Source organism: Streptococcus didelphis DSM 15616 (assembly GCF_000380005.1).
Lineage (GTDB): Bacteria > Bacillota > Bacilli > Lactobacillales > Streptococcaceae > Streptococcus > Streptococcus didelphis.
This window is the reverse complement of the sequence record NZ_KB904188.1, coordinates 39195-52619: the sequence shown is the minus strand read 5'-3', so window position 1 is coordinate 52619 and position 13425 is coordinate 39195. Positions and strand designations below refer to the sequence as shown.

At 37.2% G+C, this 13425-nt stretch carries 18 protein-coding genes and 1 riboswitch; all 18 genes read right to left on the bottom strand.

Annotation, left to right across the window (positions count from 1 at the left end; translation table 11 throughout):
• Positions 1–150: 150 nt before the first annotated feature.
• The 18 genes from pflA to racE all read right to left on the bottom strand — a co-directional run bounded on the left by pflA (position 151) and on the right by racE (position 13305).
• Entirely contained in the window at positions 151–942 is a 792-nt protein-coding gene (gene pflA / locus A3GU_RS0100325) for a pyruvate formate-lyase-activating protein (protein WP_018365539.1), read from the bottom strand.
• A gap of 75 nt (positions 943–1017) precedes the next feature.
• Positions 1018–2352, bottom strand: a complete 1335-nt coding sequence (locus tag A3GU_RS0100320) for a hemolysin family protein (RefSeq protein WP_018365538.1) — start codon at positions 2350–2352, stop codon at positions 1018–1020.
• 152 nt (positions 2353–2504) lie between these two features.
• Entirely contained in the window at positions 2505–3047 is a 543-nt protein-coding gene (mnmM, locus tag A3GU_RS0100315; protein WP_018365537.1) for a tRNA 5-(aminomethyl)-2-thiouridylate-methyltransferase MnmM, read from the bottom strand.
• Between the two features lie 19 nt (positions 3048–3066).
• Positions 3067–3993, bottom strand: a complete 927-nt coding sequence (gene mnmL, locus A3GU_RS0100310; protein ID WP_018365536.1) for a tRNA modification radical SAM protein MnmL/YtqA — start codon at positions 3991–3993, stop codon at positions 3067–3069.
• A gap of 83 nt (positions 3994–4076) precedes the next feature.
• Positions 4077–4727 (bottom strand): phosphatase PAP2 family protein, encoded by a 651-nt coding sequence (locus tag A3GU_RS0100305; RefSeq protein WP_018365535.1) that lies wholly within the window; start codon positions 4725–4727, stop codon positions 4077–4079.
• A 3-nt stretch (positions 4728–4730) separates the two neighbouring features.
• Entirely contained in the window at positions 4731–5294 is a 564-nt protein-coding gene (locus tag A3GU_RS0100300) for an ECF transporter S component (RefSeq protein ID WP_018365534.1), read from the bottom strand.
• A 74-nt stretch (positions 5295–5368) separates the two neighbouring features.
• Positions 5369–5496: riboswitch (FMN riboswitch) on the bottom strand.
• A 124-nt stretch (positions 5497–5620) separates the two neighbouring features.
• Complete coding sequence (locus A3GU_RS0100295) at positions 5621–6166, bottom strand: tRNA (cytidine(34)-2'-O)-methyltransferase (RefSeq protein WP_026216398.1); 546 nt, start codon at positions 6164–6166, stop codon at positions 5621–5623.
• A 197-nt stretch (positions 6167–6363) separates the two neighbouring features.
• Positions 6364–6570 carry a hypothetical protein gene (locus A3GU_RS0100290; RefSeq protein ID WP_018365532.1) on the bottom strand — a complete coding sequence of 69 codons (207 nt, stop codon included), beginning with the start codon at positions 6568–6570 and terminating at the stop codon, positions 6364–6366.
• A gap of 9 nt (positions 6571–6579) precedes the next feature.
• Complete coding sequence (locus A3GU_RS10385) at positions 6580–7128, bottom strand: phospholipase A2 family protein (RefSeq protein ID WP_018365531.1); 549 nt, start codon at positions 7126–7128, stop codon at positions 6580–6582.
• A gap of 426 nt (positions 7129–7554) precedes the next feature.
• Positions 7555–7797 carry a membrane protein insertion efficiency factor YidD gene (gene yidD / locus A3GU_RS0100275; protein WP_018365530.1) on the bottom strand — a complete coding sequence of 81 codons (243 nt, stop codon included), beginning with the start codon at positions 7795–7797 and terminating at the stop codon, positions 7555–7557.
• A complete protein-coding gene (locus tag A3GU_RS0100270) occupies positions 7794–8516 on the bottom strand; it encodes a pseudouridine synthase (RefSeq protein WP_018365529.1) in 723 nt (240 codons plus the stop codon). The genes yidD and A3GU_RS0100270 overlap by 4 nt, the downstream gene beginning before the upstream one ends.
• A gap of 31 nt (positions 8517–8547) precedes the next feature.
• Positions 8548–9099, bottom strand: coding sequence for an SMC-Scp complex subunit ScpB (gene scpB, locus A3GU_RS0100265; RefSeq protein WP_018365528.1), 552 nt, complete (start codon positions 9097–9099; stop codon positions 8548–8550).
• On the bottom strand, positions 9096–9803 hold the full coding sequence (locus tag A3GU_RS0100260) for a segregation/condensation protein A (protein WP_018365527.1): 708 nt from the start codon (positions 9801–9803) through the stop codon (positions 9096–9098). Before A3GU_RS0100260 ends, scpB begins: the two co-directional genes overlap by 4 nt.
• Positions 9803–10555, bottom strand: coding sequence for a site-specific tyrosine recombinase XerD (gene xerD / locus A3GU_RS0100255; protein ID WP_245537471.1), 753 nt, complete (start codon positions 10553–10555; stop codon positions 9803–9805). Before xerD ends, A3GU_RS0100260 begins: the two co-directional genes overlap by 1 nt.
• Positions 10552–11019, bottom strand: coding sequence for a cyclic-di-AMP-binding protein CbpB (cbpB, locus tag A3GU_RS0100250; RefSeq protein ID WP_018365525.1), 468 nt, complete (start codon positions 11017–11019; stop codon positions 10552–10554). The genes xerD and cbpB overlap by 4 nt, the downstream gene beginning before the upstream one ends.
• Positions 11016–11537, bottom strand: a complete 522-nt coding sequence (locus A3GU_RS0100245; protein WP_018365524.1) for a metallophosphoesterase — start codon at positions 11535–11537, stop codon at positions 11016–11018. Before A3GU_RS0100245 ends, cbpB begins: the two co-directional genes overlap by 4 nt.
• The gene (locus A3GU_RS0100240; protein WP_018365523.1) at positions 11519–12514 is read right to left on the bottom strand and encodes a nucleoside-triphosphate diphosphatase; all 996 of its coding nucleotides are present in this window, start codon (positions 12512–12514) and stop codon (positions 11519–11521) included. Before A3GU_RS0100240 ends, A3GU_RS0100245 begins: the two co-directional genes overlap by 19 nt.
• Positions 12511–13305: a glutamate racemase gene (gene racE / locus A3GU_RS0100235; RefSeq protein ID WP_018365522.1), complete on the bottom strand. Its 795-nt coding sequence runs from the start codon at positions 13303–13305 to the stop codon at positions 12511–12513. Before racE ends, A3GU_RS0100240 begins: the two co-directional genes overlap by 4 nt.
• Positions 13306–13425: the final 120 nt, after the last annotated feature.

Sequence of the window (13425 nt, the reverse complement as noted above, 5' to 3'; positions counted from 1 at the left end):
TTTTATTTTAGCAAAATTAAGCTGTAAAATCAAAGCTTGTCTACCTAAGACCAGCTCTAACAGCTATTTTTACAGACAGTCAAAAAGTACCCTTTGCCTTTTAGTAAATAAACTAAAAGCAAAAGAGTACTGTAAGAATTAATTGACAGCTTAGGAGCTGTGGACCCGGTTCATATATTCCGTATAGGTTTCTGTTTTCATAATCTCTTTAGCATTTTGAACCCGCTCAGCTGTAGGCGGCTTAACCCCTGCCAGAGGATAAGGAATCCCTAACTCACGCCACTTAAATTCCCCCATGGTGTGATAAGGCAGAATCTCAAACTTATCAACATTCTTTAAGGTGGCTACAAAGTCTCCAAGTGCCTCTAAATGCTCGTCAATATCTGTTAAGCCAGGTACTAGGACATGTCTTATCCAGACAGGAATCCCCTTATCAGATAGGTATTGAGCAAAGAGGAGGATGTTCTTGTTAGATTGTTTAGTAACCAGCTTGTGCTGTTCTGGGTCAATTTCTTTGATATCCAAGAGGATTAAGTCAGTGACAGCCAGCAATTTTTCTAATTGCTTATGGTATTCAGGAGTAGCTCTGTAGGTAAAACCACAGGTATCAAGGGTGGTATGAATCCCCAGTTTCTTGGCTTTTATAAAGAGGGCTGTAATGAAGTCTATCTGCAACATGGCTTCACCACCTGAAACAGTAATGCCTCCCTTTTTACCCCAGAAATGGCGGTATTGCAAGGCTTCTTTTAAGACATCATTAACTGTTCTTTCCTTAGAATTATTGGTTTCCATTTCCCAAGTATCTGGATTATGGCAGTATTGGCAGCGCATCTTGCAGCCTTGCATAAATATAATAAAACGAATACCTGGCCCATCAACAGAACCAAAACTTTCTGTTGAATGTATCATTCCAGTTACTTGTCCATAATCTATCTCTGCCATGATCTCTCCTTTATACTTGTAAACGTTTTTACATTTTCATTATATCATTTTTCACAAAAAAGACTAGGTATTGTCCTAGTCTTCCTCAATATTCTGTTCTATATTAGAAACTGTTAATTTTAGCTTGGTGATGCGGCCGTCCTTGACCTTATCATTAATAAGGAGCAAGTGTTTGCCTTCACTGTCACATTCAAAGGGTAGCTTTTCTTCCTGACTAGGGATAGTGCCAATACCTGTTATATAAAAACCAGCTATAGTATCCACATCATCACTTTCAAGCTCTGTTTCAAAATATTCATTAAAGTCATTGAGGGTCATGGTACCCACAACAATATAGGTATCTTCGCCTATGGTATGAACAAATTCTTCTGCCTTGTCTGTTTCATCGTCGATTTCACCAACAATTTCTTCTAGTAAATCCTCAAGGGTAACCAGACCAGCCACGCCACCATATTCATCTAATAAGATAGCCATTTGGTTCTGGGTAATTCTTAGCTGTCTTAGCAAGTCATCTACATAGATGGTTTCTGGTACAAAAAGGGGCACCTGTAAAATCTTACGCATGTTGATATTAGCAAAGCCATTTTTGAAACCAGCCTCTAATAACCTCTTGGTATGAATCAGGCCAATAACCTTATCCTTATCAGCATCATAGACAGGAATGCGGGAAAAACTTTGCTTAAGGATAGCTTGGATATTTTCCAGAGCATCATCATTTATATCAATCATAAAGGCATCTGTTCTAGGAACCATGACTTCACGTGCCATTAATTCATCCAGTGAAAAAATCCCTTGGAGCATTTCAATCTCTTCAGCAGCCAGACTGGCTTCACTATTTGAGAGCATGTATTCAATTTCATCACGGGTCATTTGCTCGTCAGCATCATCAAAAGTCATTGGCGTTATCCGACTTAAAAGATTGGTAGAAGCTGATAAGAACCAGACAAAAGGACTAACTAGCTTACCCACAACTATAATAATTGGAGCTGAGATAATGGCTAAACGATCCTTTAAATTCATAGCAATCCGCTTAGGATATAGTTCTCCCAGAACAATTGACACATAGGTTAAGAAAATCAATGAGATGATACTACCTGCAGTTTGTGCAGTGGCAGAACCACCCAACCAGGATGAAATTACTCGGCCTAGGGAAGCTGACAAGCTAGCCCCCTGTAGTAAACTAATAAAGGTAATCCCTACCTGAATAGTTGATAAAAAGTTGTTAGGTTGCTCTAAAACAGCCTGAAGTCGGATATAGCGTTTATCCCCTTCACCTGCTTTTTGTTCCACCCGGGAACGATTGAGAGAAACCAGTGCCATTTCACTGGCCGAAAAAAATGCATTAAGCACTGTAAAAATAATCAGCAATAGTAATTGAAAATATAAGGGCTGACTCACAGGGTCTTCCATTAATTGTTACTCCTAAATGTATATATAATAAGTCCATTATACCACACTTTAATAAACTTGCTAGCTAAATTAATACCTAGAAACAAGAAACTTCCTTTTAAGCTCTGCTATGGCCATAAAGCTTCTAAAATATAAGATAAGGTATAAAGGAACTAGCTTAATTTCTCAATCATTAAAAGAAAAGGAGGTTGATTGATCTGGTTCAAGGCCTGATAAATCATAACAGTATAGTCTTTTTGGTTGAGCTGACTGACAAAGTCTAAGAGGCTGTCTTTTTCTTCCTGGCCTCCTTTGTGACCATAATAGACCATGATGGCTACCCGGCCACCTGATTTGAGTCTTACTAAAATCTTAGACAAGGCTTCTAGGGTCGTCGTAGCCTGTGTAATAATAGACTTATCAGCACTTGGCAAATAACCCAGATTAAAAATAGCTGCATCGAGACTATCCAGATAGTTATCCAGATGTTCATGACCATCTAAAATCAAGTCTACATTATCAAGGCCTGCTGCTTCTAACTTAGCCCGACTTGCCTCAATAGCAGCCTCTTGCACATCAAAGGCAAAAACCTTTTTCACTAAAGGAGCAAAAAAGAGGCTATCATTACCATTTCCCAGCGTGGCATCCACAAAAACACTTTCTTTGGTCACTATTTCTGCCAAAAAATCATGGGACATTTGAATAGGTTTTTTCACATTTCTTTCCTTTCCAATTTTAAAGAATGGCAGAGCGGCAACCCTGATAGCTATCTCTTTTTTCCATTTCCTGATCAATGGCATTGAGCACTTCCCATTTGTTTAAGCTCCACATGGGCCCAATCAACATATCTCTAGGTGCATCCCCAGTTATCCGGTGGATAATAATATGCTTAGGGATGATTTCTAGTTGGTCACAAATAATAGAGACATAATCCTCTTGACTTAAAAGCTGCAAGCGTCCCTCATGGTAATCCCTTTGCATACGTGTATTAGTCATCAAATGAAGCAAGTGGAGCTTGATTCCCTGAATATCATTATCTGTGACACAGCGCCTGACATTTTCAAGCATCATGGCCCGACTTTCCCCTGGTAGACCATTAATCAGATGGGAGACAATTTCTATCTTGGGATACTTGCGTAAACGCCTAACAGTTTCCTTATAAAGGTCATAAGAATGAGCCCGATTAATCAGCTTTGAGGTGCTTTCATAAGTCGTTTGTAAGCCCAACTCTACTGTAACATGCATTCGCTCTGAAAGCTCTGCTAGATAACTTATAACATCATCTGGTAAACAATCTGGGCGTGTCCCGATATTAATTCCGATAACCCCTGGTTCATTGATAGCCTGTTCATAACGTTCTTTGATGGTCTCAAGACTAGCATGGGTATTAGTGAAATTTTGAAAATAGACAAGGTACTTCTTAACCTCTGGCCACTTTCTATGCATAAAATCAATTTCTTTATAAAATTGCTCCCTAATAGGTGCATCTGGTGCTACAATGGCATCTCCTGAACCAGAGACCGTACAAAAGGTACAACCCCCATGAGCAACTGTACCGTCCCTGTTAGGACAGTCAAAACCTGCATCAATAGGAACCTTAAATATCTTCTGGCCAAAAAGCTGCCGGTAATAATCATTGAGTGTCTGATATCGCTTCTTCATACCCTTATTTTAGCATAAAATAAGAAGGAAGGTATAAAGCAAGGAAATTATAAAAAGCAACCCATCAAGTTGCTTTAAAGACTTTAATCCTGCCTAGACTGAAAACGCCATTTAAAACGTCTTTCCACATAGTAGGGATAAAAAACATTCAACAAGGCATAGCCAATAATAAAACCAGCTAAAACATCTGTAGGGAAATGCACCCCTAGATAAATCCGTGACAAACCAATCAATAAGATTAAAAGAGCAAAGATACACTCCAAGAACCACCTAAGGCCTTTAGAAGTGACACGCTCATGAATCACAATTAAGATAATCCCATAGATGACCATAGAACCCAGCGAATGCCCACTAGGAAAGGAAAAACCACCTGCATGGACCAGATGTTCAATTTCAGGTCGGGTACGCTTATAAAGCAGCTTAAAGATAACAATAGCTAAGCCTGACACACTAGCACCAGTAATTAAAAAGAGTGCTTCTGTTCGCCATCTTTTAATGAGGAATAAGCCAGCTACCAAAATAACAACTCCAAACTGCGTAAGGACATTTCCAAAAATGGTAATAAACTTAAAGAACTCCGTTAAGTTATCAGGAAGGTTGCCTCGCACGGCTTCTTGCACAGCGATGTCCAAAAAAGCTAAGGATTCTGGATAAAATTTGACAGAATAGCCTAGGATAACAAAAATTAAGAAGGCAAAAGAGGCCCGCATGAAGTAGTTTTGTTTGTTAATCATAAATTAAGCAGTATACCTTTCTAGTACTGGTTGAGAAGCTATATAAACAAAATAAAAAGCAAAAGCAAAGACCAAACCTTCAAGGAGATTAAAAGGAAGAACCATAGTTAGTAGATACTTGATAATTCCTATGTAAGCTCCAATATCAAAGTTAGCAAATTTTGCATATAAGGGAATGGCATAAATATAGTTTAAAAATAGCATAGAGACTGTTAGGGCAGCTGTAGCAAAGATACTTGCCCTAATATAGTCCTTCTTCTTTCGTTTGGAATTCCAAAGCAGGGCAAAGACAGTTACAAAAATGCCCAAGGCAAGGATATTCATTGGTAAACCAATAATATCATTAATCCCACTGTTGTTTAAGACTAATTTCAAGAGTGAACGCATGATTAAAACAATATAAGCACTCTTCAAATCAAGCAGAACAAGTCCTATGAGGACAGGAATAACGCTAAATTCAATCTTGAGAAAGCCAGCTCCTGGAATAATCGAGAAACTGAAAAACATCAGGATAAATGAAATAGCAGATAAAATGGCAAGCATTACCAAACGATGTGTTTTTGACATAAAAAATTCCTCCAATTTTTTCAAATTGAAAGAAGTTCCTTCGTATTTGAGTAGCAAAAAAGCCGCTCAAAAAACCCGGTCTTCTCTCATCCAGACTATACTGTCGGTTGTGGAATTACACCACATCAGCTTGCGCTCGCGGACTTCTAATCACTGATTAGTCACCGCCGGTCGGGAATCACACCCTGCCCTGAAGACACTTATAGAATAGCAGATTTAAGGCAACTTATCAAGAGCTTAGCTTTTTAAATTAAAAAAGAAGCAGATAGTTCCCTATCTACTCCTTAAGCACAAGTAAGCTTTAAGCCTAGGAAAACTTTTTGCTGCTACTTTAATTTATCATGTTCATAGGTATGGCTTAGCTCCAAGCCTTGGAAAGCTTGCTGCCTAAGAGCCTCATAGACAATCATACAGACGGTATTAGAAAGGTTGAGGCTTCTGACATGTTGATCATTCATGGGAATTCTTAAGGCCTTATCTGGGTGCTGACGCATAAAGTCCTCTGGCAGGCCCTTATCTTCTCTCCCAAAGAGAAAATAGTGGTTCTGATTATCATTAAAATGTTCTTCAGAATAGGTTTTTTCAGCAAATTTACTAATCAGATGGAGCTGCCCTTGACAGTGATTCAAAAAGTCATCCAAATCCTCATAAAATCTCACATCTAGCTTATCCCAGTAATCTAAGCCAGCTCTTTTCATTTTACGGTCATCAATAGGAAAACCCATAGGCTTAATAATATGCAAGGGAGCATTTGTTGCGGCACAGGTTCTGGCAATATTACCTGTGTTTTGCGGGATTTGAGGTTGAAATAAAACCACATGGTTTTTAGAATTTTCTTGTCGGTAACTACTTGTTTCAAAGTCTTTTGTCATGATTTTCTCACTTTTTTTCATCATAAAAACCACACTGCTCGGAGTCAAGCTCAGCAAACAATGTGGTTGGTGGTCACTCCTTAACTTAAATCATAACAGGTTTGATTTAAATCAACGAATACTTATTTTTTATTATAGCACTTTAAAAAGCCTTGTCAATGATTTTATGATTTTTGTAAGCTTGCTCTAATAATAGTTTAGGAATTGTAGCCAAACATAACCACAAAAGCAAGCAGATAGATAATTCCCAACAAAAAGAAGCCATAGCTTATCATTAGTAAAGCCTTTATAATACTAGGAACTTTGTTTTTAATTTTAGAAAGTAATAAGTACGCAACGTAGGTTAAAGCAAGTAAAAATAAGATTACTAATCCTTTTATGACCACAAGCCATAGTAAATCCATACCTAGCTCCTAGTAAAACAAGGCATAGGCTGCACGAGCATAGGCCCCCTTGTAAGTGTACCAAGCATTGGAAGCCAAAATAGGCTCTAATCTGTCACGGAATTCTTGATTACAGGTTTGATTATCCTGTCCAAATCCCTGAAAACAAAGATCATGGTGGTAACACGCCTGATCTAAATCATCAATTGCTGGGCTATCATAGCCATTATTGCCCTTGCCACAAAAATTTCCATAAGAAGCTACCGGCAACAAGGACCTTTTAACCCTGCGAATAACCACTTCTTTCCCTTCTCTTTTCATGTCTGCAGTAAGCGTATTAAGTCTTTCTCCTACATAGATAGCTTCTTGGCTTAATCCTTGACGATTGGCTTCCTCGATGTTGATATAAGGCAAGCCCTTTTCATCATATTCTCTTAGCTTGGTTAATTCTTGAAAAATACGACTATCTTCAACACTTGGTTCTAATTGATTGGTATCCGCATTAACCACTCTACAAGCTAGTAAAGACACAAGAGCAAAAACAAAAAAAGTAAATATAACAGTAATTCTTCTATTCATGATAATCCCCTAATTTTCTTCATTCGACAAGACATATTTGTTATAAATAAGACTAAACCCCCTCCTAAGTTAATGTAACAAATACCTCGTCTCTTTAAAGGTAACCTAAATTAGGGTAAAAACAAGGTCATTTTTTAGAGCTTATATGCAAAATAATGACAGTATGTACCAATTTTTCAAAAACTCATTATACTGCTTCTAGTTTTCGTCTTAAACACCTATAAATAAAGGGATTTCCCTTTTTACCAACTCATCTAAGTTAAAAAAAGAAAGACCTCTCTTATTTTTCAAAATGAAATCAATTAACTAAAGTAGCTTATAAAACTTAACTTTTAAAAAACCATATCAAAAAGAGAACAGATTTGTTCTCTCACAGGATAAAAGTTTATGGTTTCAAAAGATGCTAACTATAAAGTATTTGCAACATTAATCTTTATGATTTCTTCTTAAGCTGAAGTAGTCTGGAACTGGATCATCACCACCCTTAACAAATGGATGGCAACGCAAAATCCTAGCAATTCCCATCAAAATACCTCTTACTCCATGCTTATCAATTGCCTCTATCATGTAATTTGAACAAGTAGGCCGATAACGACAGCTAGCTGGTGTCAAAGGAGAAATATACTTCTGATATAACCTTACAAAGAAGATAAGAGTTTGTTTAATCATTTGTCTGTATTTGCTGCATTATGAAGTTGACTAACTTCTTTTTTAGATAAACGTCTAGCTTCTCCAGGTCTTAATCCTTGTAAATCCAAGGTCCCAAACTGGGTACGTGATAACTTGTCAACCAAAAGTCCTACCGACTCAAACATTTTCTTAACCTGGTGATTACGTCCTTCATGAATGGTTAATTCAACAATAGAACGATTCTTATCAGCTTCAACACGGATAATATTATAACGGGCTGGCTTGGTTTTTTTACCATCAATGACAATCCCACGTGTTAAAGGACGAAGGTTTTCCTTAGATGCAATCCCCTTAACACGGGCAAGATACACCTTATCAATTTCATTACGTGGATGAATCATTTTATCAGTAAAATCACCATCATTAGTCAAAATCAAAAGCCCAGAAGTATCCCAGTCTAAACGCCCTACAGGATAGATTCTTTCCTTAACCTGGGGCAGTAAATCAATAACAGTTCGTCTCCCCTTATCATCAGAGACACTAGAAATAACACCACGAGGCTTATTCAGAAGATAATAGACCTTCTCCTCATTATAAATGGGGCTTCCTTCAACTTCAACCTTATCTCCTGACTTAACAAGAGTTGCCAAATCAGTAACAACTTCCCCATTAATGGTAACCAATCCCTCTTTGATTAAGGATTCCGCTTTACGACGACTGGCAATTCCAGCGTGAGCAATATATTTATTTATTCTCATCTTTTCTCTTTTCTATAAATCTTCTGGCAACTTAGTCATTCATCTGAAACAAGGCCACTTCCTGATCTTGAATAGCTAAATTTGAAGCATCGATTAATTCATCTAGGTCATTAATTCCCATAAAGTCCAAAAAATAATCTGTTGTCTTGTATAAATGAGGTCGGCCCACAACCTCTTTTTTCCCAGCCTCCTGAATCAGCTCAAAGGCTAGTAGCTTACTTAGAGCCCCACTAGAATTAACCCCTCTGATATCATCAATCTCAATCCGAGTAATGGGTTGCTTGTAAGCAATAATGGATAGAACCTCTAAACTAGCCCGAGATAAACTTTGATTCATAGGTGCCTTAGCAAAGGCTTTCAAGATTTGAGCATGCTCTTCTTTCGTCACCAGCTTATAGGTCTGTGAAGTCTCCAAAAGACAAAGTGCAGAGTTTTTATCCTCTTTGTACCTATCACTTAACTTTTCCAGCTGTTGCTGCAAGGCAGTAGGCTTTAAATCTAGCATATGAGCAAGATTCCTAAGACTCAGACCCTCTTCACCAGCCACAAAAAGCAAAGCTTCAATTTGAGCTAAATAGGTCATTTGAACTCCTTTTTCAAAATAATATCAGCAAAGTTATCTTCCTGAATAACCCTAACATACTGCATTTTAATTAATTCTAGGGTTGCCAAAAACAAGGTAATAACTTGATTTAAATCAGTACACTCCCGAAAAACACTATTTAGGGTAACTTGCTTTTGCTGGTCCAATCTTTCTTCTAAATCATGCATCATATCTTCAATACGGTAATCTTCTCTTTCAATAACCGTGTGATTATGCTTGAATTCTTCCTGTTTGACAGTCATAAGCTTAGAAAAAGCTAAAAATAAGTCTGTAACTGTCTTATCTTTGTTTAAAATAGCATCTTCAAAAATTAATTCTTGCATGGGTTTTGAGTAGTGAAGAGCTCGCCAATCATGTTGCTTTCCTAATTCTTGACTGACTGCTTTAAAATGACTATATTCCTCAATCTTACTTAGAAGTTCTAGTTCAGGGTCTTGGTCATCAGGTTCAGCCTCAACAACTTTAGGTAGGAGTCTTCTGCTTTTAATCAACATTAACTGACTGGCCATGAGCATATATTCTCCAGCTACTTCTAACTTCATAGCATGCAAGGTCTCGATATAAGCTAGATACTGTTCAATCACTTCAACAATAGGAACGTCATAAATATCTACCTGGTATTTGGAAACCAGATGCAGTAGTAAATCAAGTGGTCCTTGAAAATCTTTTAATTTTATATCCATTAGGCTTTAAAATATTTTTCTAGTGTAATAGGACTATTAAGTCCTAGTTGCTGACTCAGTTCCATTATTGTCTTTCCTTCTGCTTTTTGGGAGAGAATATACTGTTCCCTGAGTTTTTGGGCTGTCATCTTCTCCAGTCCTAGAGAATTTAGATAGGTCTTTAAGTGATTGAAGAACCACTGCCTAGATAAAGGCTTTCCCTTATTATCAAACAAGTAAGTGCCAGCTTGCATCCTAGCTTCAATAAAAGGAAGAAGCCTTTTAGGAAGCTTTAAAATACGAATTTTGTGGCCATCATTTACTTGCAAAATGCGAAATGACAAATCAAGATCTACAAGCCTTATAGCAGCTAACTCATTAGGACGTAAGCCCAACTCAAAGATAAGTAGAGCAATCAATTGCCCTTCTTTATATTGGCTTTCCTTATAGAATAGGTCTTTATCAAGTAATTCTAAATCTTTTTGTAGCTGCGACTGAGGTAATCTTATTTTGTCTCCTAATTGATAATAAGCTTGACTATAGTTAACCTGATATAAATAAAGCAGGAATTGATTAATGGTAGAATATTTTCTTTTCTTAGCAGCCAAACTAAGTCCGTTAATATGTTGCTTATAGATAGCCAGTCTAGCCTGACTTAAATGACCTTCTATCAAAGAAATAAACTGCAACAAATCATATCGGTAAGATTTCTGAGTGTTCTGGGACAGTTTCTTTTGCTTTAAAAAGGCTTCTACTAAATCATTTATCATCATTTATCTTTTTTTATTATCATATAATCATCTGTAAAATCATGTAAAAGACTATTTAAGGCTTTTAAGATAGATTTTCGAGTAATAATGCCAATAAAATGGTTCTTGTCATCAACCACTGGTAAAAAAGGAAATTCCACTAATTTATGCATAATCACTGTTAGGTTTACCCTATGCGATATCGCAGCAATCTTAGTATTAACCATTTTACCAATATCTGTTAATCTCATTTCCCAGTCTGTCAATCCATGCTTATCTTTATAAGCAAGAATATCTGAAATACTAATCGTGCCTTTAAACACTTTATCCTTTGTGATAACTGGTACTCTAGAAAAGCCATTGCTTACCAGTAAGAGCATGACATGATCTGAATTATGAGTATCAATAAAAATAGCTAAATCAGCAGCAGGAATTAGATAACTATCTAAATGCTGGAGGATAAATGTTTCAAATTCTTTTGCAATCATCGCTTAAATTCCTTAGAAAGAAGGGGATAAATCTCATGATCCCGATTAAAATAATCTATTGTAATCACATCATCAGAAAGTTGCACACGCGCATACAATTTTTCATTGATTTCGCCTCTAGGTTGTGAAACACTACCTGGATTGATAAAGATAGTTTTTCCGACTTGCCAGGCTGCAGGTTGATGCAGGTGTCCATAGAGGCAAATATCCGCATCAGCTTCTTGAGCAAAGTAGTCTAATTTATCCCAGGTGAAATTAATCCCTTGTAGGTGCCCATGTGTTTGAGCAATAGTAAATGGACCTAATTTGGTCACTAATTGGCTTTTATAGCCATTATCATAGTCACAGTTTCCTGCCACTACATAAATATCCTGCCAGATAGGATCTGAACTGTTTAACTCAGAGTCTCCATTATGAAAAATAGCATGGACTTTTCCTAGATACTTGTTTTTAATCTTACTGACAATCTCCCGATCACCATGAGAATCACTCATTACAATTATTGTTTTCTTTGCCATTGTGGAAAGACCTCCATCAATTTTTGAAAGGCTAGGCCTCTGTGTGAGAGCTTGTTTTTTTCCTCAGGACTAAGTTCTGCAGCATGGCGACCCGTTTCACCAACAATAAAGAGGGAATCATAACCAAAGCCTTGATCACCCTTTGGCTGGTTAGCAATATAGCCTGGCCAATCAGCTTCCACGACTAGACTTTCCTTATTTGGTGCCGCAACAACTAAGGTAGAATGAAATTGAGCAGAACGCTTCTTCTGATCAAAGACCATTGCCAACTCATGCAAGAGTTTAGCATTATTCTTAGCATCTGTTGCATCTGGGCCTGAAAAACGAGCTGACCATACACCTGGTAAACCACCTAAAATATCAACTTTCAAGCCCGAATCATCAGCAACAACCATTTTACCCGTTAATTTAGAAATAGTTTCAGCCTTCAGCCGAGCATTTTCTTCAAAGGTCATACCAGTTTCTTCCACTTCAGGAAGTTCAGGATAATCTTTTAAATTTTCAACCTTATAGCCAAACTGTTTAAAGAGCTCTCGAAACTCTTTTGTCTTGCCATCATTTCGCGTTGCTACTAAGATGGTTTTAGCACTATCTTCTTGTGAGAAATATAAAAAATCCTCAAGAGCAATGCCCTGCTCAGGGATAATAATGTCGTGAATAATGCCATCTTCACTAATAATAATTGTATCTTTGTAATACTTAGCTTCTATATTTCTGTCACTTTCTTGACGGATTATATCCAGAATAAAATCAATCAAAGCAGCATCTGACTCCTTACGCACAACTGTAACAGAGTAACCATTAATGGAGTCACTGGAGTCGTCAAACATACTAGGATTTAAAAAGTCTAATTTTTTTTCAATACGATATAAAGCTTCATCATAAACGTGACCAAGTGCTCTTATGCTGTTATTGCCATTCCATTTCCCTATAAACCAATTCTCTTCATCTTTATATTCGTAAATTTTATCAGTCAAAGTTCAACATCCTCCACATTTATTTCTTCGTCTAGCCAAGAATTGGCAATTTCTTGAAAGCTTTCGACACCAGCACTTGTATAAAATTGATGATTTGGTAGTAGGCTATCTCTGCTAGCATTAATCTGAAAATAATTCAATAAGACAGAAATATCACGGACACATTCTGCTCCACTATCAATTAAAACCACATCAGGTCCCATTACATTTTCAATAATTGGTCGCAACAAAGGGTAATGGGTACAGCCTAAAACCAAGGTATCTACCCTGCCTACAAGGGGAGCTAAACTTTCGTAAACGATTTTTTTAGCAAGGCTGGATTTAGCTTCATTAGATTCTACGATAGGAACAAACTTAGGACAAGCAAGGCTTAATACCTGAATGTTAGGAGCTAATAGTTGAATTTTTTCTCGGTAAATATCCGAAGAAACTGTCATGGGAGTTCCAATAACCCCTATTTTTCCCTGCGAACTGACCTTGATAGCAGCACTTGCTCCTGGCAAAATAACACCTAAGACAGGAATTGACAAGGCTTTTTTTACTTCTTCCCAGGCAACAGCTGTAGCTGTATTACAGGCAAAAACAATCATTTTGACATCTTGTGCCCGTAAAAAATTGACCATTTCCCAAGTGTATTCTCTGATTTGTTCAGCTGGACGGGGCCCATAAGGAGCTCTGGCAGAATCACCAATATAAACAATTTTTTCATGTGGTAACTGCCTCATCAATTCTCGAACAACTGTTAGGCCACCAACACCTGAATCCAAAAAACCAATTGGTCTATTATCCATCTTCACTCTTCCTAATTACATTATTTACATCAAAAAACTCAATTGGTAAAGAGCCAACTGAGTTTTTCTTTGAACTCTGAACAGTTGACAAATCGAATTAAAAAGAAAGTCTTACCCACT

Coding starts and splice junctions, on each gene's coding strand:
- A3GU_RS0100260 (WP_018365527.1), bottom strand. CDS start 9,803: ATGGATATAAAATTAAAAGATTTTCAAGGACCACTTGATTTACTACTG.
- racE (WP_018365522.1), bottom strand. CDS start 13,305: ATGGATAATAGACCAATTGGTTTTTTGGATTCAGGTGTTGGTGGCCTA.
- cbpB (WP_018365525.1), bottom strand. CDS start 11,019: ATGATTGCAAAAGAATTTGAAACATTTATCCTCCAGCATTTAGATAGT.
- pflA (WP_018365539.1), bottom strand. CDS start 942: ATGGCAGAGATAGATTATGGACAAGTAACTGGAATGATACATTCAACA.
- A3GU_RS0100290 (WP_018365532.1), bottom strand. CDS start 6,570: ATGGATTTACTATGGCTTGTGGTCATAAAAGGATTAGTAATCTTATTT.
- A3GU_RS0100320 (WP_018365538.1), bottom strand. CDS start 2,352: ATGGAAGACCCTGTGAGTCAGCCCTTATATTTTCAATTACTATTGCTG.
- yidD (WP_018365530.1), bottom strand. CDS start 7,797: ATGATTAAACAAACTCTTATCTTCTTTGTAAGGTTATATCAGAAGTAT.
- xerD (WP_245537471.1), bottom strand. CDS start 10,555: ATGATGATAAATGATTTAGTAGAAGCCTTTTTAAAGCAAAAGAAACTG.
- scpB (WP_018365528.1), bottom strand. CDS start 9,099: ATGACCTATTTAGCTCAAATTGAAGCTTTGCTTTTTGTGGCTGGTGAA.
- A3GU_RS10385 (WP_018365531.1), bottom strand. CDS start 7,128: ATGAATAGAAGAATTACTGTTATATTTACTTTTTTTGTTTTTGCTCTT.
- mnmL (WP_018365536.1), bottom strand. CDS start 3,993: ATGAAGAAGCGATATCAGACACTCAATGATTATTACCGGCAGCTTTTT.
- A3GU_RS0100270 (WP_018365529.1), bottom strand. CDS start 8,516: ATGAGAATAAATAAATATATTGCTCACGCTGGAATTGCCAGTCGTCGT.
- A3GU_RS0100295 (WP_026216398.1), bottom strand. CDS start 6,166: ATGACAAAAGACTTTGAAACAAGTAGTTACCGACAAGAAAATTCTAAA.
- A3GU_RS0100305 (WP_018365535.1), bottom strand. CDS start 4,727: ATGATTAACAAACAAAACTACTTCATGCGGGCCTCTTTTGCCTTCTTA.
- A3GU_RS0100300 (WP_018365534.1), bottom strand. CDS start 5,294: ATGTCAAAAACACATCGTTTGGTAATGCTTGCCATTTTATCTGCTATT.
- A3GU_RS0100245 (WP_018365524.1), bottom strand. CDS start 11,537: ATGGCAAAGAAAACAATAATTGTAATGAGTGATTCTCATGGTGATCGG.